23 protein-coding genes are annotated in these 23,912 nt (G+C 72.6%); 6 read left to right on the top strand and 17 right to left on the bottom strand.

Annotated features, from left to right (window positions below; all coding sequences use genetic code 11):
• Positions 1-9: 9 nt before the first annotated feature.
• The 8 genes from ABT154_RS28565 to ABT154_RS28530 form a co-directional block, all read right to left on the bottom strand.
• On the bottom strand, positions 10-564 hold the full coding sequence (locus tag ABT154_RS28565; protein WP_351860463.1) for a hypothetical protein: 555 nt from the start codon (positions 562-564) through the stop codon (positions 10-12).
• Between the two features lie 125 nt (positions 565-689).
• The gene (locus ABT154_RS28560) at positions 690-1,370 is read right to left on the bottom strand and encodes a GntR family transcriptional regulator (RefSeq protein ID WP_351860461.1); all 681 of its coding nucleotides are present in this window, start codon (positions 1,368-1,370) and stop codon (positions 690-692) included.
• A gap of 47 nt (positions 1,371-1,417) precedes the next feature.
• Entirely contained in the window at positions 1,418-2,803 is a 1,386-nt protein-coding gene (locus tag ABT154_RS28555; protein WP_351860459.1) for an aldehyde dehydrogenase family protein, read from the bottom strand.
• On the bottom strand, positions 2,800-3,804 hold the full coding sequence (locus ABT154_RS28550) for a proline racemase family protein (RefSeq protein ID WP_351860457.1): 1,005 nt from the start codon (positions 3,802-3,804) through the stop codon (positions 2,800-2,802). The genes ABT154_RS28555 and ABT154_RS28550 overlap by 4 nt, the downstream gene beginning before the upstream one ends.
• Positions 3,805-3,904: 100 nt before the next feature.
• Complete coding sequence (locus tag ABT154_RS28545; protein ID WP_351860455.1) at positions 3,905-4,813, bottom strand: dihydrodipicolinate synthase family protein; 909 nt, start codon at positions 4,811-4,813, stop codon at positions 3,905-3,907.
• A 154-nt stretch (positions 4,814-4,967) separates the two neighbouring features.
• Positions 4,968-6,455, bottom strand: coding sequence for an FAD/NAD(P)-dependent oxidoreductase (locus tag ABT154_RS28540; RefSeq protein WP_351860453.1), 1,488 nt, complete (start codon positions 6,453-6,455; stop codon positions 4,968-4,970).
• Positions 6,436-6,750 (bottom strand): (2Fe-2S)-binding protein, encoded by a 315-nt coding sequence (locus tag ABT154_RS28535; RefSeq protein ID WP_056555996.1) that lies wholly within the window; start codon positions 6,748-6,750, stop codon positions 6,436-6,438. Before ABT154_RS28535 ends, ABT154_RS28540 begins: the two co-directional genes overlap by 20 nt.
• 32 nt (positions 6,751-6,782) lie before the next feature.
• The gene (locus ABT154_RS28530) at positions 6,783-7,949 is read right to left on the bottom strand and encodes an NAD(P)/FAD-dependent oxidoreductase (protein ID WP_351860451.1); all 1,167 of its coding nucleotides are present in this window, start codon (positions 7,947-7,949) and stop codon (positions 6,783-6,785) included.
• Between the two features lie 205 nt (positions 7,950-8,154).
• Between ABT154_RS28530 and ABT154_RS28525 the strand changes: the two genes are divergently transcribed.
• The 5 genes from ABT154_RS28525 to ABT154_RS28505 are packed head-to-tail and all read left to right on the top strand — an operon-like array spanning position 8,155 to position 13,930.
• On the top strand, positions 8,155-9,900 hold the full coding sequence (locus ABT154_RS28525; protein WP_351860449.1) for an ABC transporter substrate-binding protein: 1,746 nt from the start codon (positions 8,155-8,157) through the stop codon (positions 9,898-9,900).
• Between the two features lie 40 nt (positions 9,901-9,940).
• Positions 9,941-10,966: an ABC transporter permease gene (locus ABT154_RS28520; RefSeq protein ID WP_351860447.1), complete on the top strand. Its 1,026-nt coding sequence runs from the start codon at positions 9,941-9,943 to the stop codon at positions 10,964-10,966.
• Positions 10,963-11,949, top strand: coding sequence for an ABC transporter permease (locus ABT154_RS28515; protein WP_351860445.1), 987 nt, complete (start codon positions 10,963-10,965; stop codon positions 11,947-11,949). Before ABT154_RS28520 ends, ABT154_RS28515 begins: the two co-directional genes overlap by 4 nt.
• Entirely contained in the window at positions 11,949-12,953 is a 1,005-nt protein-coding gene (locus ABT154_RS28510) for an ABC transporter ATP-binding protein (RefSeq protein ID WP_351860443.1), read from the top strand. The genes ABT154_RS28515 and ABT154_RS28510 overlap by 1 nt, the downstream gene beginning before the upstream one ends.
• Positions 12,950-13,930, top strand: coding sequence for an ABC transporter ATP-binding protein (locus tag ABT154_RS28505; protein WP_351860440.1), 981 nt, complete (start codon positions 12,950-12,952; stop codon positions 13,928-13,930). Before ABT154_RS28510 ends, ABT154_RS28505 begins: the two co-directional genes overlap by 4 nt.
• A gap of 56 nt (positions 13,931-13,986) precedes the next feature.
• On the opposite strand, the gene ABT154_RS28500 is transcribed toward ABT154_RS28505, so the two are convergent.
• The 3 genes from ABT154_RS28500 to ABT154_RS28490 all read right to left on the bottom strand — a co-directional run bounded on the left by ABT154_RS28500 (position 13,987) and on the right by ABT154_RS28490 (position 17,608).
• Positions 13,987-14,922, bottom strand: coding sequence for an ornithine cyclodeaminase family protein (locus ABT154_RS28500; protein WP_351860438.1), 936 nt, complete (start codon positions 14,920-14,922; stop codon positions 13,987-13,989).
• Positions 14,919-15,905 carry a proline racemase family protein gene (locus ABT154_RS28495; RefSeq protein ID WP_351860436.1) on the bottom strand — a complete coding sequence of 329 codons (987 nt, stop codon included), beginning with the start codon at positions 15,903-15,905 and terminating at the stop codon, positions 14,919-14,921. The genes ABT154_RS28500 and ABT154_RS28495 overlap by 4 nt, the downstream gene beginning before the upstream one ends.
• A 215-nt stretch (positions 15,906-16,120) precedes the next feature.
• On the bottom strand, positions 16,121-17,608 hold the full coding sequence (locus ABT154_RS28490) for an MFS transporter (protein ID WP_351860434.1): 1,488 nt from the start codon (positions 17,606-17,608) through the stop codon (positions 16,121-16,123).
• 136 nt (positions 17,609-17,744) lie between these two features.
• Here ABT154_RS28490 and ABT154_RS28485 point away from each other — a divergent pair, with 136 nt between their 5' ends.
• Entirely contained in the window at positions 17,745-18,185 is a 441-nt protein-coding gene (locus tag ABT154_RS28485) for a MarR family winged helix-turn-helix transcriptional regulator (RefSeq protein ID WP_351860432.1), read from the top strand.
• Positions 18,186-18,257: 72 nt separating this feature from the next.
• On the opposite strand, the gene ABT154_RS28480 is transcribed toward ABT154_RS28485, so the two are convergent.
• The 6 genes from ABT154_RS28480 to ABT154_RS28455 form a co-directional block, all read right to left on the bottom strand.
• Positions 18,258-18,836 (bottom strand): hypothetical protein, encoded by a 579-nt coding sequence (locus ABT154_RS28480; protein WP_351860430.1) that lies wholly within the window; start codon positions 18,834-18,836, stop codon positions 18,258-18,260.
• A complete protein-coding gene (locus tag ABT154_RS28475) occupies positions 18,833-20,008 on the bottom strand; it encodes an ROK family glucokinase (RefSeq protein ID WP_351860428.1) in 1,176 nt (391 codons plus the stop codon). Before ABT154_RS28475 ends, ABT154_RS28480 begins: the two co-directional genes overlap by 4 nt.
• Positions 20,009-20,065: 57 nt before the next feature.
• A complete protein-coding gene (locus tag ABT154_RS28470; protein ID WP_351860426.1) occupies positions 20,066-20,872 on the bottom strand; it encodes an ATP-binding cassette domain-containing protein in 807 nt (268 codons plus the stop codon).
• On the bottom strand, positions 20,869-21,930 hold the full coding sequence (locus ABT154_RS28465; protein ID WP_351860424.1) for an ABC transporter permease: 1,062 nt from the start codon (positions 21,928-21,930) through the stop codon (positions 20,869-20,871). Before ABT154_RS28465 ends, ABT154_RS28470 begins: the two co-directional genes overlap by 4 nt.
• On the bottom strand, positions 21,927-22,946 hold the full coding sequence (locus ABT154_RS28460) for a sugar ABC transporter substrate-binding protein (RefSeq protein ID WP_351860422.1): 1,020 nt from the start codon (positions 22,944-22,946) through the stop codon (positions 21,927-21,929). Before ABT154_RS28460 ends, ABT154_RS28465 begins: the two co-directional genes overlap by 4 nt.
• A 111-nt stretch (positions 22,947-23,057) precedes the next feature.
• The gene (locus tag ABT154_RS28455; protein ID WP_351860482.1) at positions 23,058-23,777 is read right to left on the bottom strand and encodes a GntR family transcriptional regulator; all 720 of its coding nucleotides are present in this window, start codon (positions 23,775-23,777) and stop codon (positions 23,058-23,060) included.
• Between the last annotated feature and the right edge of the window lie 135 nt (positions 23,778-23,912).

Below are 23,912 nucleotides of genomic sequence, written 5' to 3'. Positions count from 1 at the left end.
GGGGCCGGTTCAGCCCAGGTACTCGATGTCGCCGAGCAGGGTGCTGCTGACGTGGTCGTGGTCCAGCAGGTTGACCCGGGCGTTCATCTTGCCGCTGCCCCGGACGAAGGCGTAGTTGCCGGTGCCGCCGGTGATCGTGAAGGTGCCGGTCGGGTAGACCAGGGTGTCCGCGGTGAGCGGGGCGCTGAGGCGGTAGCTGAGGTTGAGCTTGTCGCCGTCGGGCTCGGTGATCGTCGCGGTCCCCCTGATGTCCCACTTGCCGGGGACGGTCGCGGTGCACGCCTCCTCGTCCTGCGTCCAGGTGCCGCCGTTGGTGAGCGGCTTGCCGGTGGACGTCCCCGATCCGACGACCTTGTAGCCGTTGCAGCCGACGGTGTCGGGGTGGGTGGTCGCGACCACGGCGAAGGTGTTGCCGATGTCGACCGTGGGAAGGTAGGCCGCGGCGACGGCCGTGCGGTCGGTGTCGGCCGCGAAGGTGACGCCGGCCGTACCGCCGGTGACCAGTAACGCTCCGGCCACCGCACCCGCGACGCGCGCCGACCAGCGAAGGGCAAGTCCTGACATGTTCTCCCCCGTAGATGCACGAAATCTGTCCAACGGCGCCTGATTGAAGGCCTGTTGGCGACAGTTTCGCGGATCGGGGGTCCCCCGTCGAGGCGTTCGCCCGGGTCGGGCGGACGTATTCCGCCCTAGGCTCCGGCCGGTCCGTCGTCCTTGGCCCACAGCGAGCGGACATGGCCCAGGTGGCGGGTCATACAGGCCTCCGCGCCCTCGGCGTCCCCGGCCAGCATCAGGTCCAGGAGCTCGATGTGCTCCTCGGCCGAAGGGATCAGGTTCCCGCTCTCGTCCAGGGCGGTGAGCCCGTAGAGCCGCGAGCGCTTGCGCAGGTCACCGACGGTCTCGACCAGGCGTTCGTTGCCCGCGAGGCCGAGGAGGGTCAGGTGGAAGAGCCGGTCGGCCTCCAGGTAGCCGATGAGGTCGTGCTCGCGGGCGGCGCGCACGATCTCCTCGGCGACCGGGCGCAGCGCCTCCAGGTCCTCGCGGGCGGCGGACCGGGTGATGTCGACGACCGTCGGGATCTCGACGAGCGCACGGATCTCGGTGAACTGGTCGAGGTCGCGCCCGTCGACCTCGGTGACCCGGAACCCCTTGTTGCGGACGGGCTCGACCAGGCCCTCCCGGGCCAGGTCGAGCATCGCCTCGCGGACGGGGGTCGCGGAGATCCCGAAGTCCTCGGCCAGGGTGGGCGCCGAGTACACCACGCCGGGCCGCAGCTCCCCGGAGATCAGGGCGGCCCGCAGGGCGTGGGCGACCTGGTCGCGCAGCCGCTCGCGGGAGGCGTTCAGGTCGCGATGGGTCAGGTGCCCCATGACGGTGGTGGTCCCTTCGGTTCGGCCGGCGTCACCACCGTACGATGTCACGCCGCGGAGCCCGCGGGGGCCAGGGTGTACGTGCGGGACGACGTGTAGAACTCCAGGGCCGCCCTGCCCTGCTCACGCGGGCCGTGGCCGGACTGCTTGGAGCCGCCGAAGGGCAGGTGGAAGTCGACGCCGGTGGACGGGGCGTTGATCCGGATCATGCCGGTGTCGACGAGGTCGAGTCCGTACAGGGCCGCGTTGAGGTCGGCCGTGTGGACCGAGGTGACGAGTCCGTACGGGACGGAGTTGGTGATCCGTACCGCGTGGGCGAGGTCGTCGGCGGGCAGCAGGGCCGCGACGGGCCCGAACACCTCCTCGTTGAGCAGCTGGTGGCCCGGCGGGACCTTCTCCACCAGGGTCGGGTCGGCGAACCAGCCGGCCCTGGCGGGCACGGTGGCTCCGGCGAGCGCGGAGAGCCCCTGCCAGGCTTCGGCGACCCGGTCGCGCGCGCTCTCGTGTACGAGCGGCCCGCAGACCGTGGCCGGGTCCGCGGGGTCACCGACCCGGATCGCGCGGAAGGCCTCGGAGAGGGCCTCGCGCAAGGGGTCGAGGGCCGCGCCGACGGCGACGACCCGGCTGGTGGCGGTGCACTTCTGGCCCGCGAAGCCCGCGACGGCCCCGGCGATGTGCGCCGCCGCCTGGGCGATGTCCGCGTCGGGCAGGACGATCGCCGCGTTCAGACCGCCCATCTCGGCCTGCACGGGGATGCCCCGTGCCGTCGCCGCGCGGGCGACGGCCCGGCCGACGGGGGTGGAGCCGGTGAAGGAGACGACGTCGGCGGCCGAGACGAGGGCGTTGCCCTCGGTGGCCCCGCCCGGCAGGACGGTGAAAACCTTCTCCGGCAGCGCCTGCTCGATGATCTCCGCGAGCCGCAGGGCGCACGCGGTGGCCTCGGGCGCCGGCTTGAGGACGACCGTGTTGCCGACCGCGAGCGCCGGGGCGGCCTTCCAGCTGGGGATGGCGAAGGGGAAGTTCCAGGGCGTGACGAGTCCCGCCACGCCGTGCGGGCGGCGCCGGTTCAGGAGCAGTCCGGGCCCCGCCGCCGTCTCGTGGACGGCGCCGGTGGGCTCGTACGGCGCCTGGGCGTAGTAGCGCCAGATCGCGGCGGCGCGGGCGATCTCGGCCCTGGCCTCGCTGAGGGGCTTGCCGACCTCGCGCACGGCGAGGTCGGCCAGCTCCTCGGCCGCTGCCTCCAGGGCGGCGCCGACCGCGCCGAGGGCGGCCGACCGGGCGGCGGCCCCGCCGCGCAGCCAGCCGGGCTGGGCGGTGCGGGCCCGCTCGACGGCGTCGGCGGCGGCGAAGGCGCCCGGGGTGGTGAGGCGTACGAGCACGTCGTCCGGGTCCGCGGGGTTGTGGGAGACGAGGGTGGAGATGTCGGTGATCACAGGAGGAAGCCTCCGGGGAAGGGGTCGTCCGGGTCGAGGAAGTACTGGGCGGTGCCGGTGATCCAGGCGCGGCCCGTGACGGTCGGGATGACGGCGGGGAAGCCGCCGACCTCCGTCCCGGCGGTGAGCCGGCCGGTGAACCGGGTGCCGATGAAGGACTCGTTGACGAAGTCGCGGTCCAGCGGGAGTTCGCCCCTGGCGTGCAGCTGGGCCATCCGGGCGCTGGTGCCGGTGCCGCACGGGGAGCGGTCGAACCAGCCGGGGTGGATGGCCATCGCGTGCCGCGAGTGCGTGGCGTCGGAGCCGGGGGCGGTGAGGTAGACGTGCTTCAGCCCGGCGATCTCGGACTGGGTGGGGTGCACGGGCCGGTCCGGGGAGGCGTTGATGGCGTCCATGATCGCCAGCCCGGCGGCGAGGAGGTCGTCCTTGCGCTCGCGCTCGAAGGGCAGCCCCAGGTCGTCGAGGGAGACGAAGGCGTAGAAGTTGCCGCCGAAGGCGAGGTCGTAGACGACCTTGCCGAAGCCGGGGACGTCCACGGCGCGGTCCAGGCCGACGCTGAAGGCGGGGACGTTGGTGAAGGTGGCGGACTTCGCGACGCCGTCCTCCACCAGGACGTCCACGGAGACGAGGCCCGCCGGGGTGTCGAGCCGCACGGTGGTGACGGGCTCGGACACCGGGACCATGCCGGTCTCGACGAGGACGGTCGCGACCCCGATGGTGCCGTGGCCGCACATCGGCAGGAGGCCCGACACCTCGATGTAGAGGACTCCGTAGTCGGCGTCGGGGCGGGTGGGCGGCTGGAGGATCGCGCCGCTCATCGCCGCGTGGCCGCGCGGCTCGAACATCAGGAGCGTCCTGAGGTGGTCGAGGTGCTCGATGAAGTGGAGCCTGCGCTCGGCCATCGTGGCGCCGGGAATGACACCGACGCCTCCGGTGATCACCCGGGTGGGCATGCCCTCGGTGTGGGAGTCGACGGCGTGGAAGACATGACGCGTACGCACGGAGTTCCTTTCGGTGGGCGGTCGGAACGGTCGGAGCGGCGCCCGGTACGGCCGGGGCGGCCGGTGGCCGGGGGGTCCCGGCGACCGGCGGTGGGTCCCGTCAGCGGTGGCCGTCGGCGACGGCCTTCTCGGTGGCGGTGCGCACGGCGGCCTCGATCGCGCCGTCGAGCGGGAGGCGCGGCGGACGGGTGGGCCCGCCCTTGCGGCCGGCGATGTCCATGGAGAGCTTGATGGACTGGACGAACTCGACCTTGGAGTCCCAGCGGAGCAGGGAGTGCAGGGAGGAGTAGAGCGAGCGAGCGGTGCCCATGTCGCCCGAGACGGCGGCGCGGTACAGCTCGGCGCAGCTGGCGGGGAAGGCGTTGGGGTAGCCGGCGATCCAGCCGACGGCGCCGGCGAGGGCCAGTTCCAGGAGGACGTCGTCGGCGCCGATCAGCAGGTCGAGCTCGGGGGCGAGCTCGCCGATCTCGTACGCCCTGCGGACGTCGCCGCTGAACTCCTTCACGGCGACGATGCTGCCTGCGCCGTGCAGCTTGGCGAGGAGGCTCGGGACGAGGTCGACCTTCGTGTCGATCGGGTTGTTGTACGCGACGATCGGGATGCCGACCTCGGCGACGTCGGCGTAGTGGGCGACGACGGAACGCTCGTCGGCGCGGTACGCGTTGGGCGGCAGGAGCAGGACCGAGCCGCAGCCGGCCTCGGCGGCCTGCTCGGCCCAGCGGCGGGACTCGGCGCTGCCGTAGGCGGCGACGCCGGGCATGACCCGCGCGCCGTCACCGGCGGCGGCGACGGCGGTGCGGACGACCTGGGCGCGCTCTTCGGCGGTGAGGGTCTGGTACTCGCCGAGGGAGCCGTTGGGGACGACGCCGTCGCAGCCGTTGGCGATCAGCCAGGCCACGTGCTCGGCGTAGGCGTCGTAGTCGACGGAGAGGTCTTCCTTGAAGGGCAAGGTGGTGGCGACCATGATTCCGCGCCAGGGACGGTCGGTGGACCAGGTGGTGGCGTTCATCTCGACGACCTTTCTGTAATGTGTGACATTTTACTAACAGGGAAGGGGGAGCCCGCAAGGGGTCTCCACCGACTTTCGGGGTTCTCCGGAAGGGCTTTCCATGCCGCTGCCGGCAGCGGCGTCCCGGCCGCCGCCGGCAGCGCGGCCCGAGCCGCTACCGGGAGGGTTCGGCATTCCCGTCCGCCGTCCCGTCGAGCGCGGCGAGCGTCGCCAGCGATACGGGCACGGCGAACGGACGCCGCTCGGCGGGCGGCTCGGGGGTGCCGCCACGGGCCGCGAGGCACGCCACGGCCGTTCCGCACATCCGGCCCTGACACCACCCCATGCCGGCCCGGGTGAGGAGTTTGACGGTCCGGGCGTCGCGCGCCCCGAGCTCGTCGACCGCCTCGCGGATGCGGCCCGCGGGGACCTCCTCGCAGCGGCACACGTCGGTGTCGTCGGCCAGCCAGCCCGGCCAGCCGGGGCCGGGGGCGTGCGCGGCGGACATCACGTCGGCGAAGGCCCGCATCCGGTCCCGGCGGCGGCGGAGACCGGCGACCGCCCCGGCCGCCGGCCGCGCACCGGCGCGGCGGCCGAGCAGCCGGGCGGCTATCGCCCGCCCGGCCAGCTCGCCTTCGGTACGGGCGAGTTCGGCGCCTCCCACGCCGCCGGTCTCGCCCGCGGCCCACAACCCCGGCACCGAGCTCTCCTGGAGGTCGTCCAGGTCCAGGCCCAGGGTGCCGTCCGGCAGCGCGCGGGTGGCGCAGCCGAGGGCGGTGGCCAGCTCGATCTGGGGCACGAGGCCGTGTCCGACGGCGAGCGCGTCGCACGCGATCCGGCGGCCCGCCCCCGGTACGGGCCGCCAGTCGCGGTCCAGGCGGGAGACCGTGACGGCCTCCACCCGGTCGGTGCCGTGCACCTCTGTGACCGCGCTGCGCAGCCGTACGGGCACTCGGTGCCGGGCCAGTGCGGCGCCGTGCACGAGGGCCTCGACGGCCTTGCGCGGGTTGGTGACGAGGGCACGGGGGGTACGGGCGTACCGCAGGTATCCGGCCGCCTCGACGACCGCCGGCACCCGCGCGCCGGCCGAGGCCAGCGAGGAGGCGACGGCGAGCAGCAGCGGGCCGCTGCCGGCCACGACCACCCGACGGCCGGGCAGCACGAGCCCGGACTTGAGCATCGCCTGCGCTCCCCCGGCGCCCACCACGCCGGGCAGGGTCCAGCCGGGGAAGGGCAGCTGGCGCTCGTAGGCGCCGGTGGCGAGCAGCAGCGCGCGGGCGCGGACCCGGACGGGTGCTTCCGCCGTACCGTCGGCACCGGTGACGGCGTGCGCGGCCCAGCTCCCGTCGGCCTCCTTCACGACCGACCACACATGGTGTCCGGTCAGATGGTCGACGCTGCTCTCCGCCAGGCGTCGGCGCAGGTCGGAGAAGGCGGACCAGTCGTGGTGCAGGGCTTCGGGGCGTACGGCGCCGAGGGCGGGCGCCGGGTGCCGGTAGAACTGCCCGCCGGGCTGGGTCGAGGAGTCCAGGAGGGCGACGGAGAGGCCGAGTTCGGCGGCGGTGACGGCTCCGGCGAGCCCGGCGGAGCCCGCGCCGACGACCACGAGGTCGTACGGTCCGGACGCCGACGGGCCCTTCGGCTCAGACGCCGAGGCGGTCATGGCCGTGTCCTTCCTGGGTGGTGATCGCGTCGCCCGGGCGGGCCGGGACCAGACAGGCGCGCCGGTTGGGCTCGCCGTTGACGGTGGCGAGGCAGTCGTAGCACTGGCCGATGCCACAGAAGGCGCCGCGCGGCCGGCCGCCGTCACGGGTGGTGCGCCAGGCCAGGATGCCGGCGCCCCACAGGGCGGCGGCGACGGTCTGGCCGGGCAGGGCGGTGACCCGCCTGCCGTCGAAGGTGATCTCGAACGGCGGGTCGGGCTGTGCACCGACCAGGTCGGTGGGTGTGCGGGCCACGGGCCCTCCTCTCGTGACGGTGGGTGCGCGCCTCAGGCGGTCGCGGTGGCGGTGGTGTCGAAGCGCTCGGGCCGGAAGGGGCGGATGTCGAGGAGAGGTTCGGCTCCGGTCAGACAGGCGGCGACGATCTGCCCGGTGACCGGTGCGAGTCCGATGCCCGCGCCCTCGTGTCCGCAGGCGTGCAGCAGCCCGGGGACCCGGGGGTCGGGTCCGATGGCGGGCAGGTGGTCGGGCAGATAGGGGCGGAAGCCGAGGTAGGTGCGGATGGCCCGTACGGTGCCGAGGACGGGGAACAACGAGGTGGCACCGGCGGCGAGGCGGCGCAGCACCTCGGTCGAGAGGCTCCGGTCGAAGCCGACGCGCTCCCGGCTGGCGCCGATGAGGACGGGTCCCGCCGGGGTGCCCTCGACGACCGCGGAGGTCTGGAGGGCGGCGGAGCCGCTGGCCACGTCGGCCACGTAGTCGGCGGCGTACACCTTGTGGCGGACGACGCGCGGCAGCGGTTCGGTGACCAGGACGAAGCCCCTGCGGGGCAGTACGGGCAGGTCGACGCCGGCGAGTCCGGCGACGGCGCCGCCCCAGGTCCCGGCCGCGTTCACCACGTAGGGCGCGTGGAGTTCGCGGGTGGCGGTCCGCACCCCGCGGACCGCTCCGCCCGCGCCGGTCAGGAGGCCGGTGACCTCCTCCCCCAGCGCGAGGCGGACCCGGTCGCCGACGGTGCCGAGCAGCCGCGCGGCAGCATGGGCGGGCATCACCTGGGAGTCCTGCGGGTAGTGGAATCCGCCGGTGAGGCCCGGTGCGAGGTGGGGCTCCAGGTCGTGGAGCCGGTCACCCGGCACCTCGTGCGCGACGACACCCGCCTTCCCCTGGTGGGCCGCGAACTCGCGCAGGGCGCTCAGTCCCGCCTCGCCGGAGGCGACGACGAGGCCGCCCTTGGCCTCGTACTCGACGGTCGGCGGGAGCCGGTCGGCGAGCTCGGTCCACAGCGTGGTGGAGAGGAGGGCGAGTTCGAGTTCGGGGCCGGGCTCCTTGTCGGAGACCAGGAGGTTGCCCTCGCCCGCTCCGGTCGTGCCGCCCGCGACGGAGCCGCGGTCGACGACGGTGACGGAGAGGCCGGCGAGGGCCGCGTAGTGGGCGCAGGCTGCGCCGACGACGCCGGCGCCGATGACGATGACGTCCGAGGTTTGTCTCGTGGGCACCTCAGTAATATTTCACATTGCACTGAGCCTGCCAAGCCCCCGGACCGGGAGCATGACCGATGGCGCGACATCGGCGCGACACCTCCCGGACACGGATGGGTAACAGCCCTCCCGATAGCTTGTCAGTGCAATTTCACATTACTATGTTACCGGTCACATTCCAGCTGCCCTTCGGCTGTCCGACTGTTCCACGGAGTGACCACCCATGAACAAGCGCACGTACGTCCTGGCCACCGCCCTGGTGACGACCCTGACCCTGGCCGTGACCGGCTGCTCCGGCGGAGAGAAGTCCGGCGGCGGCCGGACCGGCAAGAACCCCGCGACCACCACCGTGGGGACGGTCCTCGGCGGCACCCCGCAGAAGGGCGGCACGCTCAGCGTCCTCTCCAACCAGGACTTCACCCACCTCGACCCGGCCCGCAACTGGGTGATGCCCGACATGGACTTCGGCACCCGGCTGCTCTACCGCACCCTCGTCACCTACAAGGCGGCACCCGGCGCCGGCGGCAGCGAACTGGTCCCCGACCTCGCCGAGAACCTCGGCACCTCGTCCAACGGCGCCAAGACCTGGACCTTCCGCCTCAAGCCGGGCCTGAAGTACGAGGACGGCACCCCGATCACCGCCCAGGACATCAAGTACAACGTGGAGCGGTCCTTCTCCCCCGACCTGCCCGGCGGCCCCGACTACGCGGCCCGCTACCTCGCCGGCGCCAAGGGGTACCAGGGGCCTGCCCAGGGCAAGCACCTCGACTCGGTGAAGACACCCGACGCCCGCACGATCGTCTTCGAACTCCACACGGCCTTCGCCGAGTTCCCCTTCGCCGCCACCCTGCCGACCTTCGCCCCCGTGCCGCCGAAGCAGGACAAGGGCCCCCAGTACGACAACCGCCCGTTCTCCTCGGGACCGTACAAGATCGACACGTACGCCCGTGACAAGCAGATCGTCCTGGTCCGCAACACCCACTGGGACCCGAAGAGCGACTCCGTCCGCAAGGCGTACCCGGACCGGATCGTCGTCACCATGGGCCTCAAGGGCAACCAGATCGACGACCGGCTCATCGCCTCCTCCGGCTCCGACGCCTCCGCCGTCCCCTGGGCCCAGCTCCGCCCCGAATCCATCTCCAAGGTGCTCACCAAGGCCGACGTCAAGGCCCGGCTGCTCGCCGAGTCCAGCAGCTGTACCGAGATGGTCCAGATGCACACCGGCCGCGCCCCCTTCGACAACGTGAAGGTCCGCCAGGCCGTGCAGTGGGCCCTCGACCGGGAGGCGATCGTCACCGCCACCGGCGGCCCGGCCGTCACCGACGCCTCCAGCGCCGCCATGCCCGGCTCCCTCTTCACCGGCGGAAAGCAGCCCGACACCCTGAAGATCCCGCTCTCCGGCGACCCCGAGAAGGCCAAGCAGCTGCTCAAGGAGGCCGGAAAGGCCGGCGGCTTCTCCACCAGCCTCACCGTCTCCATCAACGACAAGGCGATCGGTGAGGCCATCCAGCAGTCCCTGGGCCGGGCCGGCATCAAGGTGACCATCGAGACCGTCGACCCGTCCGCCTTCTACGACACCATCGGCGACACCAAGAACCGCACGGACCTCGTCTACACCGGCTGGTGCCCCGACTTCCCCTCCGGCACCACCTTCCTCCCCTTCGTCTTCGACGGCCGCTACATCAAGGAGAAGGGCAACTCCGGCAACCACTCCCTCTTCAAGGACGACGCCGTCATGAAGCGGATGGACGAGATCGCCGCCATGACCGACGGCGGCCAGGCCAACAAGGCGTGGCAGGAGCTCGACGGACAGATCCTCGCCAAGGCCCCGGTCGCCCCCGGAGCCATGAAGCGCCGCTCACTCCTCGTCGGCACCAACATCGCCGGCGCCTACGGCCACATCTCCTGGAGCGGGCAGATCGACTACGCGACCGTCGGCCTCAAGGACCCGTCGAAGAGCTCGAACTGAGAACCGGCCCGATGACCACCGACACGACGGGCACCACCCCATGACCATCGACACCGCGGGCACCACCCAGCCCGACGAGCCCCGCACATCCACCGGACCCACCGAGCCGGGAAGTCCGGGCAGGTCCGGCAGGTTCCGCAAGAGCGCCACCCCGACCGCCGCCCGCGCGGCCGGCGGGCCCTGGCAGCTCGTCCGCGCCGAACTGCGCCGCCGCCCCTCCGCCCGGATCTCCCTCGGCGTGGTCGCGTTCTTCGCGCTCCTCACCGTGGCCGCCCCGCTGCTCAGCGCGCTGGGCGGCTGGGGCCCGGACGAGTTCGACAAGAGCGCCGTCGACCCGTACCTGGGCGGCCTGCCCATCGGTCCGCTCGGCGGCGTCTCGGCCGACCACTGGCTCGGCGTCGAGCCCATCACCGGCCGCGACCTGTTCGCCCGGGTCGTGCACGGCGCCCAGGTGTCGCTGCTCATCGCCTTCTCCGCGACGGCCATCGTGGTCGTCGCGGGGACGGCGGCCGGCATCGCCGCCGGCTACTTCGGCGGACGCACCGACACCATCCTGTCCCGGCTGATGGACCTCACCATGTCCTTCCCCTCCCTCATCTTCATGATCGCGATGATGTCGGTGGCCCGGGATGTCAACCGGATCGTCCTCATGACCGCCGTCATCGGCCTCTTCGGCTGGCCCGGCATCGCCCGCGTCGTCCGCGGCCAGACCCTGTCGCTCAAGCACCGCGAGTACGTCGACGCCGCCCGCGTCGGCGGCTCCGGCCCCTGGCGCATCCTCGTCCGCGACATCCTCCCGGGCGTCGCGGGCCCCGTCATCGCCTACACCACGCTGATGGTCCCCGGCATGATCGCCACCGAGGCCGCCCTCAGCTACCTCGGCGTCGGCGTCCGTCCGCCGACCCCCTCCTGGGGCCAGATGATCGCCGAGAGCGTCGCCTACTACGACACGGACCCCATGTACTTCGCCGTCCCGAGTCTCTGCCTGTTCCTCACCGTGCTCGCGTTCACCCTCCTCGGCGACACGCTGCGCGACGTCCTCGACCCGAGGGGAGGCGGCGCGTGATCCTCTACCTCGGCCGCCGGCTGCTCGGCGTGCTCGGCGTACTGCTCGCCATCGCCGCCGTCACCTTCGCCATCTTCTACGTCCTCCCCTCCGACCCCGCCGCCGCCGCCTGCGGCAAGTCGTGCAGCGCCGACCGCCTGGAGGCCATCCGCGCCAACATGGGCCTGGACGCCCCGCTCTGGCGGCAGTTCGCCGACTTCGTCACGGGCATCTTCACCGGCCGCACCCTGGGCACCGGCCAGTACGCCCTGGAGTGCGACTTCCCCTGCCTCGGCTACTCGTACGAGAACAGCACGGGCGTCTGGGACCTCCTCGTCGACCGGCTGCCGGTCTCCGCCTCGCTGGCCGTGGGCGCCGCCGTGATCTGGCTGGTGCTCGGTCTCGGCGCGGGCGTCACCGCCGCCCTCCGCAAGGACACCGTCACCGACCGGGTCCTGATGGTCGGAGCGGTCGCCGCCGCCTCGCTGCCCGTCTACTTCACCTCGGTGATGCTGATCTACGGGCTGATCCGGGTCGCCGGCCTGCTGCCGTACCCGCAGTACGTGCCCTTCGGCTCCGACCCGCTCTCCTGGGCCTCCAACCTGCTGCTCCCCTGGCTGGCGCTGGCCCTGCTCTATGCCGCCATGTACGCGCGGCAGAGCCGGAGTTCGATGATCGAGAGCATGGCGGAGCCGTACATCCGCACCGCCCGCGCCAAGGGGCTCCCGCGTCGCACCGTGGTCGTCAAGCACGGACTGCGCGCCGGCATGACACCCATCCTGACCATCTTCGGGATGGACCTGGGCGGGCTGCTCGCGGGCGCGGTGATCACCGAGTCCATCTTCGGACTGCCCGGAGTGGGACGCCTCTTCTACGGCGCCCTGTCCACCGGCGACCAGCCGGTCGTCCTCGGTGTGACCCTGCTCGCCGCCACCTTCATCGTCGTCGCCAACCTGGCCGTCGACCTGCTGTACGCCGTCGTCGACCCGCGAGTGAGGTACTGATGGCCGACTCCGCCTCCCTCCTGTCGGTACGGGACCTCACGGTCACCTTCCCGACGAAGCGCGGCCCCGTCCGGGCCGTCGACTCCCTCGCCTTCGACGTGCTGCCCGGCCGGACCCTCGGCATCGTCGGCGAGTCCGGCTCCGGGAAGTCGGTGACCTCCCTCGCCGTCATGGGCCTGCACACGGGCGCCGAGGTCACCGGCTCCGTCACCCTCGGCGGCCGGGAACTGATCGGCCTCTCCGACCGCGAGCTGAACGGGCTGCGCGGCCGGCGGATGGCCATGATCTTCCAGGACCCGCTGTCCAGCCTCCACCCCTACTACACCGTCGGCGAGCAGGTCGCCGAGCACCACCGGGTCCACTTCGGCTCCCGGCGGGCCGCCGCCCGCGAGCGGGCCGTGGAGGCGCTCGCCGAGGTCGGCATCCCCGAGCCCCGGCGCCGGGCCGGCGAGTACCCCCACCAGTTCTCCGGCGGCATGCGCCAGCGCGTGATGATCGCGATGGCGCTCGTCTGCGAACCCGACCTGCTCATCGCGGACGAACCCACCACCGCGCTCGACGTCACGGTCCAGGCCCAGATCCTGGACCTGATCGCCCGGCTCCAGCAGGAGCGGGGCCTCTCCGTCGTCATGATCACCCACGATCTCGGGGTGGTCGCCCGGGTGGCCCACGACGTGCTCGTCATGTACGGCGGGCGGGCCGCCGAACACGCCTCGGTGGACGACCTGTTCGCGTCCCCCGCCCACCCCTACACCCGGGGGCTGCTCGACTCGCTCCCCCGCCTCGACGACCCCGACGACGCCCCGCTGCGGGCGATCCCGGGCAGCCCGCCGTCGCTGCTCGCACCGGCACCGGGCTGCGCGTTCGCACCCCGCTGCTCCCGGGCCGCCGCCGGCTCCGCCGAGGAGCGGGCCCGCTGCACGGGCGAACGCCCGGCCCTCGGCGGCCCGGACGGCCACCCGGCCGCCTGCCACTTCCCCGCGTACGAAGGCGTCGCCTCATGACCACGACCCCACCGCCCCTGCTCCGGGTCCGGGACCTCACGATGACGTTCCCGGGGCGCCGCAGGAGCTCGGCCCCGGTCCGGGCCGTCGACGGCATCGGCTTCGACGTGGCGGCGGGCGAGACCCTGGGCCTCGTCGGCGAGTCCGGCTGCGGCAAGTCGACCACGGGCCGCACGATCGTACGGCTCCTGGAACCGACCGCCGGATCCGTCTCGTACGCCGGGCGCGACATCAGCCATCTGTCGCAGCGGGAGCTCAAACCGCTCCGGCGCGACCTCCAGATGGTCTTCCAGGACCCGCACTCCTCCCTCAACCCCCGGCAGACGGTGGCCCGGATCATCTCCGACCCGCTGCTCGTGCAGGGGAGTTCGGCGGCTGCGGCGCGCGAGCGGGCCTCGGAGCTGATGGAACTGGTCGGGCTCATCCCCGAGCACATCGACCGCTACCCGCACGAGTTCTCCGGCGGCCAGGCCCAGCGCATCGGCATCGCCCGCGCCCTGGCCACCGGTCCTCGTCTGGTGGTGGCCGACGAACCGGTCTCCGCCCTCGACGTCTCCGTCCAGGCGCAGATCGTCAATCTGATGGAGCGGCTCCAGCGCGAACTGGGCCTCGCCTACCTCTTCATCGCCCACGACCTGTCCGTGGTGAAGCGGGTCTGCGACCGGGTGGCCGTGATGTACCTCGGCCGGATCGTGGAGATCGGCGCCAAGGAACGGGTGTACGCGGCCCCCGCGCACCCCTACACCCGGGCGCTGCTGTCCGCCGTACCGCTGCCGGACCCGGCGGCCGAGCGGGCGCGCGAGCGGATCACGCTGCTCGGTGACCCGCCGAGCCCCGCGTCTCCCCCGCCGGGCTGCACCTTCCACCCGCGCTGCCCGAAGGCGCAGGCGATCTGCCGTACGGAGGCTCCGCTGCTGCGGATCGCGGCGCCGGGCGAGGCGCGGGAGGTCGCCTGCCACTTCCCCGAGGCCGCCTGAGGAACGCCGAATGCCCCGGTCCCGCCTTCGGGCGGGGCCGGGGCATTCGGCTGTGGTCAGGCCGAACCGGCGGCCCGGTAGAGGGCGGTGGCGACGGCGAGGTCCTCCCAGGCCATGCCCACGCTCTTGAAGAAGCGCGGACGGTCCTCGGAGGGCAGGCTGCGGCCGGTCACCAGCTCGGCGAGGTCGCCCGCGATGTGGTCGGCCCCGATCGCTCCCTCGAAGAGGGGGACGAGCAGGTCGCCCGCCTCGCGCAGCGCTGCGGCCCGCCCCTCGACGTAGACCTCGGAGCGGGCGACGAGCGTGCTGTCGGTCTCGCGGGCGTCCGGCTCGTGCGAGCCGACGGCGACGACGGTGGCGCCCGGCGGCACCAGGGCGCCGTCGAAGAGCGGTTCGCGGGCCGTGGTGCAGCAGACGACGAGGTCGGCCTTGGCGACCTCGTCGGGGGCGCCGGTGCGGGCGAGGACGCCGAGGGTGCGGGCGTATCCGGCGAGGGCGCGTCCGCCGGCCTCGTTGCGCGCGACGACGACGGCCTCGGCGACCTCGCGGACGGCGAGGACGGCCTCCAGGTGGCCGTAGGCCTGGGGGCCCGAGCCGAAGACGACGAGACGCAGCGGCCGGTCGGCCGGGGTCAGCCGGCTGACGGCGAGGGCGGAGACGGCCGGGGTGCGCAGCTCGGTGAGGGCCGCCCCGTCGAGGAGGGCGAGCGGCCGGAGGTCGGTGCCGTCGAGCAGCAGGTAGGAGCCGGTGATGCGGGGCAGCCCGAGGGCGGCGTTGCCGGGGGCCACTCCGGCGATCTTGACGCCGGCGAAGGAGCCGAAGGCGGCGGGCATCAGGAGGAGTTCGCCGGCCGGGACGGGCACGGCGGAGCGGTGCGGCTGGGCGTCGGGTTCGAGTCCGGCGCGCAGGACATCGGCGAGGACGTCGGCGACGGCGGCGGGGCCCAGCAGGCGGGCCATGGTCGCGGCGTCGAGGAAGAGCGGCCTGGTCACAGGAGGAACCCCGCTCCCAGGTCGTCGTGGGGGTCGAGGTGGAAGGCGTGGCTGCCGGTGCGGTGGGTGGTGCCGGTGACCTCGGTGACCCCTCCGTCGAGGAGGCGGCCGGTGAAGACGGTGCCGACGACGGATTCGTGGCGCAGGGTCTCGCCGGGGGCGAGGCGGCCGTCCTCGCCGAGCAGGACGAGGCGCGCGGAGGTGCCGGATCCGCAGGGCGAGCGGTCGATCTGGCCGTCGGCGAAGACGGTGACGTTGCGCTGGGCGGGCCCCTCGGGGGTGTCGGGCAGTTCCTCGTGGAGGATGACGCCGTAGACGTCGTACGTGGGGAGCGCGGCGCGGATCTCCCGTCCGGCGCGGACGAGTTCGGGCAGGGCCGGCACGGTGACGTCGAGGCCGAGCGCGCGGGCGGGGACGGAGACGTAGCAGGCGCCGGAGTCGGCGATGTCGACGTCGACGGTGCCGAAGGTGGTGGTGACCGGGACCTTGCGGGCGAGGGTGCGGGCCGGGATGTTGCGGAAGGTGACTCCGGTGGTGCGGCCTTCGGCGCGGTGCACGGTCGCGGTGACGCGGCCGGAGGGCACGTCGATGCGGACGGGGACGTCGCCGTCGTCGGGGGCGGGGACGCGGCCGGTGTCGACGGCCCAGGCGCCGAGGGCCATGGTGCCGTGGCCGCAGGCGGTGGAGTAGCCGTCCTTGTGCCAGAAGAGGACGCCGAAGTGGGCGCCGTCGTCGTCGGGCGGCACGATGAAGCCGCCGTACATTCCGGCGTGCCCGCGCGGCTCCCGGGAGAGGAGGCGGCGCAGGTCGTCGAGGGCGCCGGGGCGCGGGTCGGTGCCGGAGCCGCCGGGTCCGAGCGCGGTGGCGCGGCGCTCGGCGACGGTGTCGCCGGGGATGGGGGGCAGGTCCTCGTCCACGATCCGGAAGGGCTCGCCGGCGGCGTGGTAGTCGGTGGTGCGGACCGTGTGCGGGGTGGTGCTCACGAAGTACAGCCTCCGGGAAGGGATGTCGGGATGACGCGCCTGTACCATAGTAATGTGAAATTGTACTGACAACCCCTGAGCGGAAACCGGTTGCCTCACCCTCGTGGGTCCGGCCGCCCGACCGGTCTCCGAACCGGGTACGACGAAGCCCCGCCGGACCGCTCCGGCGGGGCTTTCTCACTGTCGGCGCCGCTCGACGACGGCCCGGGGGCTCCCTATCCGGCGGCCACCTTCTCGGCGTCGGCGACCGGGGCCGCCTCCGTGGCCGTGCGGGGCTCGGGGCGGGCGCGGAGGCCGATCCAGGCCACCAGACCGACCAGGGCGAAGGCCGTCGCCCCGATCCAGAAGGTGAGGGTGAAGCCGGGCTCCGCCGGCAGCGGCGGGATCCCGGCCGGGAGGTGCTCGACGGTCCGCGAGGCCAGGATCGTCGTGACCACCGCGCTGCCGATCGCGCTGCCCGTGGAGCGCGAGATGGAGTTGATGCCGTTGGCGATGCCGCTCTGGTGGTGCGGGACGCTCGCCATGATGACCGCCGGCATCGCCGCGTACCCGAAGCTGACGGAGGCGCCGACGACCACACCGGCCCCGATCACCGAAGCCGCCTGTCCGTGGCCCAGGGCGAGCCAGACGAAGCCCACCGCGCCGAGGGCGGCGGCCACGGCCAGGGCCGTGCGCGGGCCCCGGTGGCGGACCAGCTGGCCGCCGACGGGCGAGGCGAGCAGCGAGACGATCGCTCCGGGCAGCAGGAACTCGACGGAGGCGCGCAGGACCGACGCCCCGAAGCCGTACCCGGTGAGCGCCTCGGGCATCTGGACCAGGTAGGAGACGCCCAGGAAGTTCGCGAACATGCCGAAGCCGACGAGGACACCGGCCAGGTTGGCCATGAGGACGGGCCGGTGGACGAACATCCTCATGTCGACGAGGGGTTCGCGGACCTTCAGCTCGGTGAGGACCCAGACCGCAGCCATGACGGCCGACCCCGCGAAGCTGCCGAGGGTGCGGGCCGAGGTCCAGCCCCACTCATGGCCCTGCGAGATGGGCAGCAGGAGCAGCAGCAGGGTGAGGCCGAGGGTCAGCGCGCCGAGGAGGTCGGTGCGCCCGCCGGTCTTGTGGCGGGTGGCGGGGACGAGGAGGACGACGGCCAGCAGGGCGAGCGCGGCGAAGCCGGTCGCCATCCAGAATGCGTTGCGGTAGTCGGCGCCGGAGCCCGAGGTGAGCAGGCCGGTGGCGACGAGCGCGAGTCCGCTGCCGAAGGCGAGAGTGCCGCTGACCAGCGACATGGCGCCGGGCAGCTTCTGCGGGCGGACCTCCTCGCGAAGCACGGAGAGGGCGAGCGGGAAGATCGCGGTGGCGGCGCCCTGGAGGACGCGGCCGAGGACGAGCAGGGGCAGCGAGGTCGCGAGGGCGGCGACGACGGAGCCGGCGACCATGACGCCGAGGACGGCGACGAGGGTGGGCTTCTTGCCGTGTTGGTCGCCGAAGCGGCCGAGCAGCGGGGTGAAGACGGCGGCGGAGAGCAGGGTCGCGGTGGTCACCCAGCTCACGTTCGCGGCCGAGGTGCCCAGGTCGGCGCGGATGAGGCCGAGGATCGGGACCGGCAGGGTCTGCATCATCGAGACGACCATGGCGGCGAGGCTCAGGGCGAAGACGATGAGCGTCTCGCGCCGGGGGTCGGCGGAGGGCGGCGCGGGGGTGTGGCTCATGGCAGGAGAGGCCTTTTCAGTGCTTTAGACCGTCGATGTTTGATCTCATCAAGTAACTCGACGAAGGTAGGCCCGGATACTTGAGGTGGTCAAGTAAACAATTGATAATGTCAAGTGTTCTGAGTAGGCTCGTCCCATGAGCGCGACCACCCCCGCCCACCCCACCAAGCTGCAGCTCATGGAGCTGCTCGCCGCCATCGGCACGGCCCAGTGGCGCGACTTCGCGTCCGCCGCCGCGCACCACGGGCTGACCTCCACCCAGGCGAAGGTCCTCGCCCAGCTGAACGGCCCGCTGCCGATGCGCGCGCTCGCCACCCTGCTGGTCTGCGACGCGTCCAACGTCACCGGGATCATCGACCGCCTGGAGGCCCGCGAGCTGGTCCGTCGCGAGCCCGACCCCGCCGACCGCCGCGTGAAGAACGTCGTCGCGACCGACGAGGGCCGCGAGCTCATACGCCGTGTCCGCGAGGAGATGCAGGCCACCAGCGGCGCGCTCGACACCCTCGACGCGGACGAGAGCGCGACCCTCCACACCCTGCTCGCCAGGCTGCGTCCGGGCATGGAGAAGAACGCCTGACAGCAGGGCGGGCCGGGCGTTGTCCGGCCGCTCTCAGGACCGGATCTCAGGACCGGATCTCAGGACCGGATCTCAGGGACTCGTCGCCGAGACCGCGTACACCCGGGGGAACGCCGGGTCCGTGAGGTCGACCGTGATGTCGGTGTGCGGCCGCGGCTTCTCACGCTTCACCGTGGTGCCCGACCACTGCATGCCCTCCACGAAGCGCCAGCCGGCGATCTCGACGTCCCGCTCCCCGACGGTCACCCGCCCGGGAGTGAGGGCCGCGCGGCTCGTGCCGGACTCGGCGAGGAAGACGTCGAGACCCGTCGCGGTCGTCGAGAACTGCACGTACAGCCGGCTCGTCTTCCAGTTGCTGGTCTCGTAGTAGGCGACGCCCCACGCCCCGGCCGGGACCGGCACCTCGAACACCCGGCGCTTCATCAGCGAGGGCCAGTTCTCCTGGAGGCCGGCCGCCGAGGACTCGCGCTCCTTGTCCCGGCCGCTGTCGCGGCTCTGCCCGGCGGAGATGACGAGATAGCCGGCCGGAATGCCGACGAGCAGCACGATGATGACGGCCGTCAGCCAGCGGCGGCGGATCATGTGCCGGTGGTCCTCGGGGAGCCTCTCCTGCGGGGTGCGGGGCGGGGTGGACTGGTGGGGCACGGTCATGAAGGCGGGTCCTCGGGGGTACGGGGGGCCCGGGCCGAGGTCCCGCTGCGCAGGGCCTGGGCGTAGCGCTCGTACCGTTCGTACCGCTCCACCCGGCGCCGGTTGGCGCGGCGGAAGCGGCGGGCGACGAGCCGGGCGAGGTCGGCGGCGCCGACCATGCCCGCCTCGGGGCCGAGCTGGGCGCGGGTGATACGGGCCTCGGGGCGGTAGCCACGGCCGGTGAGATGGCGGCGGAAGGCGTCCCGGGCGGGGCCGATGAGCAGGTCGTCGGCGGCCGAGACACCGCCGCCGATGACGAAGCAGGAGGGGTCGAGCGCGGCGGCGAGGTTGGCGATGCCGACGCCCAGCCACTGGCCGATGTCCTGGAGCAGCTCGACGCACATGGCGTCGCCCTCGCGGGCCAGCTCGGTGATGAGCGGTCCGGTGATCTCCGGGATGTTCCCCTTGACCCGATCGATGATCCCGTACGCCACCGGGGAGTCGGCGGCGGCCAGCTCGCGGGCCTCGCGGACCAGCGCGTTGCCCGAGCTGTACTGCTCCCAGCAGCCCCGGTTGCCGCACGGGCAGCGGTGTCCACCGGGCACGACCTGCATGTGGCCGAACTCGCCGGCGACCCCGTACCGGCCGCGCTTGACCTGGCCGCCCTCCAGGATGGCGCCGCCGATGCCGGTGCCGAGGGTGATCATGACGAGGTGGTCCTCGCCGCGTCCGGCGCCGAAGCGCCACTCGGCCCAGGCGGCGGTGTTGGCGTCGTTGTCGACCATGACGGGCACGGCGAGACGGCCCTGGAGGGCGTCGCGCAGCGGCTCGTTCCGCCAGGCGAGGTGCGGGGCGAAGAGCACGGTGGCGCGCTCGGCGTCGACCCAGCCGGCCGCGCCGATGCCGACGGCGTGCACATCGTGCCGGTCGGAGAGGTCGAGGACCAGCTCGACGATGGTGTCCTCGACGACCTTGGGGCTCTTGGACTTGTCCGGGGTCTCCGTGCGGAGCTTCTCCAGGATGTTGCCGTCGGCGTCGACGACACCGGCCATCACCTTCGTACCGCCGATGTCGATGCCGACGGTCGGCACCCGGGGCGCCGTCAGGTGGGAGCGCCGCTCCCGGGTCCCGACGGTCCGCAGCACGGTGCCCCGGGCCGATCCCCGGTGCGCGAGGTCACGGTAGGTACTCATCGGCTCCGATTCTGCCAGGTGCGGTGTGAAGCGGCCGTCTGGTCGAGGCGGGTCGGGCTACGGCGCGGAGGGGCGCTCCAGCTCGTGGCGGAGGTCCTCCAGCTCGGTGCCGCCGGCCATCTGCCGGGTCAACTCGTCGAGCGTCACGGAGTCCTTGGTGTGGCTGCCGGCCATCACGCCCCGCTTGAGGAGCACGAAACGGTCGCCGACGAGGTAGGCGTGGTGCGGGTTGTGGGTGATGAGGACCACGCCGAGGCCCTGGTCACGGGCGGCGGCCACGTACTTCAGGACGACCCCGGACTGCTTCACGCCGAGCGCGGCGGTCGGCTCGTCGAGGACGAGGACCTTGGCGCCGAAGTGGACGGCGCGGGCGATGGCCACGCACTGCCGCTCGCCGCCGGAGAGGGTGCCGATCGGCTGGTCGACATCGCGCAGGTCGATGCCCATGCGCAGCAGCGCCTCGCGGGTGGTGGACCGCATCAGGGCGACATCGAGCCGCTTGAAGGGGCCGGAGCCCCTGGTGGGCTCGGAGCCCAGGAAGAAGTTCCGCCAGACCGGCATCAGCGGGACCACGGCCAGGTCCTGGTAGACGGTGGCGATGCCCCGGTCGAGGGCGTCGCGCGGGTTGGCGAGGGTGACCTCCTCCCCCTCGATGCGGAAGGTTCCCGCGTCGTGCCGGTGCAGACCGGCGATGATCTTGATGAGGGTGGACTTCCCCGCGCCGTTGTCGCCGAGGACGCAGGAGATCTCGCCGGAGCGGACCTCCAGGGAGACCCCTTCGAGGGCGCGGATGTTGCCGTAGTACTTGCTGACGTCGTCGAGCTCGACCAGCGGGGCGGCCTGCGCCGTGGCTTCGGTCGTCACTTGGTGGCCTCCACGCGCTTGCGGATCCAGGCGTTCAGCAGGGTCGCCAGGAGGAGCATCGCTCCCAGGAAGAACTTGAACCAGTCCGGGTTCCACTCGGCGTACACGATGCCCTTGCTGGTCATGCCGAAGATGAGCGCGCCGACCGCCGAGCCGATGGCGGAGCCGTATCCGCCGGTGATCAGACAGCCGCCGATGACGGCCGCGATGATGTAGATCAGCTCGTTGCCGACGCCTTCGCCCGACTGGACGACGTCGAAGGAGAACAGCAGGTGCTGCCCCGAGATCCAGGCGCAGAAGGCCACGCCCATGTAGAGGCCGATCTTCGTCCGGTAGACCGGGACGCCGACCGCGCGGGCCGCGTCGGCGCCGCCGCCGACCGCGAAGATCCAGTTGCCGAAGCGGGTGCGCAGCAGGATCCAGGTGGCGAGCGCCACGAGCCCGAACCACCAGAGGATGGTCACCTTGAACTCGACGCCGCCGATGGTCAGCTGCGAGGCGAAGAGCTTGCGGGCGGAGTCGAAGCCCTCCATGTCGGCGATGGTCTTGGTGGAGACGGTGCCGCTGATGAGCTTGGTGAGGCCCAGGTTCAGACCGGTCAGCATGAGGAAGGTGCCGAGCGTGATGATGAAGCTGGGCAGTTTCGTACGGGTCAGCATGAAGCCGTTGAAGACGCCGATCGCCAGCGTGACGAGCAGCGAGACCCCGACGCCGACCCAGACGTTCGCCGTCATCTGGTAGCTGAACATCGAGGAGATCAGCGCGGAGCTGGTCACCAGGACACCGGCCGAGAGGTCGAACTCGCCGCCGATCATGAGCATCGCGACCGGGACGGCCATGATGCCGATGGTCGAGGCCGCGTAGAGCACGGTCCCGAGGCTGGAGGCGCGCAGGAAGCTGTCGGCGACCGCCGAGAAGAAGACGAAGACGGCGACCGCGCCGACGACCGAGCCCAGTTCGGGGCGGGCCAGCAGCTTCTTGAGCGGGGTGGTGCGCAGCAGCCGCTCGTCGACGTGGTCGACGCCGGGCGGTTCCGGCGCCGGGGCGGTGGAGCTCATCGGGTGCCCCGCTCCGCGTACCCGACGAGCGCGGCGGCGTCGTCCTTGGTGATGATCTGGGGGCCGGTCAGGACCGGCTTGCCGCCGCCGAGGACGTCGGCGTTGTAGCGGTAGAGCCAGAGCAGGTCGACGGCCTCGTAGCCCTGGAGGTAGGGCTGCTGGTCGACGGCGAAGCCGAGGGTGCCGGCCTGGAGAGAGCTCGCGACCTTGGCGTTGAGGTCGAAGGTGTCGATCTCGGCCTTGCTGCCCGCGCTCCTGGCCGCCTGGACGGCGGTGCCGGCGAAGGGGGCACCGAGGGTGACGACGGCGTCGATGGCCTTGTCGGACTGGAGCTTGGCCTCGATGGAGGCCTTCACGTCGGGCATGTTGGTGCCGTCGACGTACAGGTTGACCAGCTCGCCGCCGAAGGTCTTCTTCGCGCCGGCGCAGCGCTGTTCGTGGCCGACGTTGCCCTGCTCGTGCAGGACGCAGAGCGCCTTCTTCTTGCCGCGCTTGTCGAGTTCCTCGCCGACCGCCTCACCGGCGACGGTCTCGTCCTGGCCGATGTGGGTGAGCGCCCCGTACGCCTTGGACTGCTCGGCGCCCGAGTTCACGGTGATCACCGGGATGCCGGCCTTGACGGCCTTCTCCACGGCGGCCTTCATGGCGTCGGGCTTGGCGAGGGTGACGATCAGTCCGTCGACACCCTTGGCGACGTACGAGTCGATCAGCTGCGCCTGCTGCTGGGCCTCGTCACTGTGGGCGTAGAGGAAGTTGATGTTGTCCTTGACGGCCGCCTGCTTGGCGCCCTTCTGGACGATGTCCCAGAACGTGTCGCCGTCGCCGGAGTGCGTCACCATGGCGACGGTCCAGCGGGGGGTGTCGACGGCCGCCCTGCCCTGGGCCTCGGCTGCCCTGCGGGCGTCCTCCGCCCGCTTTCCGCCGGTGCTGCTGCACCCGGCGAGCGCCCCGGTGAGCGCGAGCGCGAGCACGGCACCGATGACGGCGCGTACCCCTCCTGTCCGAAGCCTGGTCACGAGGCCGTGCCCTCCTTTGTGTCCTTCTGCGTGCATTGCAGTATCGGTCATGCGGGTCGTGGCGCTCGCCGGGGGGCCTGTCTCCGGCCGTCCGGTCGGCCGCCCCGGGTCCTACGGACGGACCATCAGCCGGAACTCGAAGGAGTAACGGGCGGCCCGGTAGAGGTGGGAACCGTACTCGACGGCGCGGCCCGTGTCGTCGTAGGTGACACGTTCCATGGTGAGCAGCGGGGCCCCTTCCCGTTCGTCGAGCAGCGCCGCCTCGGCGGCGGTCGCGGCGCGCGCGCCCACGACCTGCCGGGCGCTGTGCAGGGTGAGCGCGGCGGAACGCAGCATCCGGTAGAGGCCGGTGGTCTCCAGACGGGCGGTGTCCGGGTCGAGCAGGCCGGGCGGAAGATGGTTCCGGAGGTACGCGACGGGCTCCCCGTGCGCCGTCCGGAGCCGCTCCAGATAGTGGACCTCGCTCCCCTCGGGTACGCCGAGGGCCTCGGCGACCGGTCCGGTGGCGGGTTCGACGCGGTTGACCAGGACCCGGGTGGTGGGGCTCCTCCCGGCGGCGTCCAGGTCGTCGTAGAGGCTGCTGAGCTCCGGCGGGCGCCGCACCCCGCTCTGCACGACCTGGGTGCCGACGCCCCGGCGGCGGACCAGGAGGCCCTTGTCGACGAGGGTCTGGATGGCCTGGCGGACGGTGGGCCGGGAGAGGCCGAGGCGGGTGGCGAGGTCGATCTCGTTGCCGAGGAGGGTGCCCGGGGTCAGCGTGCCGTCCTCCACGGCCCTCTCCAGCTGCTGGGCCAGTTGGTGGTAGAGCGGGACCGGGCTGCTGCGGTCCACGGAGAGCGGGGGCAGGGAGGAGCCGGACTGCTTGGACACGGGGGGAGCGTAGCCGGGTGCGCTGATGACGGGAAGCCGTGACGTCCGGTTGTCCTGACAAATCCTTGACAGCGGGGACGGACGGCTCCACGGTGG

Origin of the sequence: Streptomyces sp. NPDC001728, from assembly GCF_040297565.1 — a bacterium.
Lineage (GTDB): Bacteria > Actinomycetota > Actinomycetes > Streptomycetales > Streptomycetaceae > Streptomyces.
This window is presented reverse-complemented; position numbering and strand designations above follow the sequence as displayed.

What these genes read in the sequence shown, in the direction of transcription:
- ABT154_RS28565 (WP_351860463.1), bottom strand. Translation starts at nt 564, where the DNA reads ATGTCAGGACTTGCCCTTCGCTGGTCGGCGCGCGTCGCGGGTGCGGTG.
- ABT154_RS28560 (WP_351860461.1), bottom strand. Translation starts at nt 1,370, where the DNA reads ATGGGGCACCTGACCCATCGCGACCTGAACGCCTCCCGCGAGCGGCTG.
- ABT154_RS28545 (WP_351860455.1), bottom strand. Translation starts at nt 4,813, where the DNA reads ATGAACGCCACCACCTGGTCCACCGACCGTCCCTGGCGCGGAATCATG.
- ABT154_RS28540 (WP_351860453.1), bottom strand. Translation starts at nt 6,455, where the DNA reads ATGACCGCCTCGGCGTCTGAGCCGAAGGGCCCGTCGGCGTCCGGACCG.
- ABT154_RS28525 (WP_351860449.1), top strand. Translation starts at nt 8,155, where the DNA reads ATGAACAAGCGCACGTACGTCCTGGCCACCGCCCTGGTGACGACCCTG.
- ABT154_RS28520 (WP_351860447.1), top strand. Translation starts at nt 9,941, where the DNA reads ATGACCATCGACACCGCGGGCACCACCCAGCCCGACGAGCCCCGCACA.
- ABT154_RS28510 (WP_351860443.1), top strand. Translation starts at nt 11,949, where the DNA reads ATGGCCGACTCCGCCTCCCTCCTGTCGGTACGGGACCTCACGGTCACC.
- ABT154_RS28505 (WP_351860440.1), top strand. Translation starts at nt 12,950, where the DNA reads ATGACCACGACCCCACCGCCCCTGCTCCGGGTCCGGGACCTCACGATG.
- ABT154_RS28490 (WP_351860434.1), bottom strand. Translation starts at nt 17,608, where the DNA reads ATGAGCCACACCCCCGCGCCGCCCTCCGCCGACCCCCGGCGCGAGACG.
- ABT154_RS28485 (WP_351860432.1), top strand. Translation starts at nt 17,745, where the DNA reads ATGAGCGCGACCACCCCCGCCCACCCCACCAAGCTGCAGCTCATGGAG.
- ABT154_RS28480 (WP_351860430.1), bottom strand. Translation starts at nt 18,836, where the DNA reads ATGACCGTGCCCCACCAGTCCACCCCGCCCCGCACCCCGCAGGAGAGG.
- ABT154_RS28475 (WP_351860428.1), bottom strand. Translation starts at nt 20,008, where the DNA reads ATGAGTACCTACCGTGACCTCGCGCACCGGGGATCGGCCCGGGGCACC.
- ABT154_RS28465 (WP_351860424.1), bottom strand. Translation starts at nt 21,930, where the DNA reads ATGAGCTCCACCGCCCCGGCGCCGGAACCGCCCGGCGTCGACCACGTC.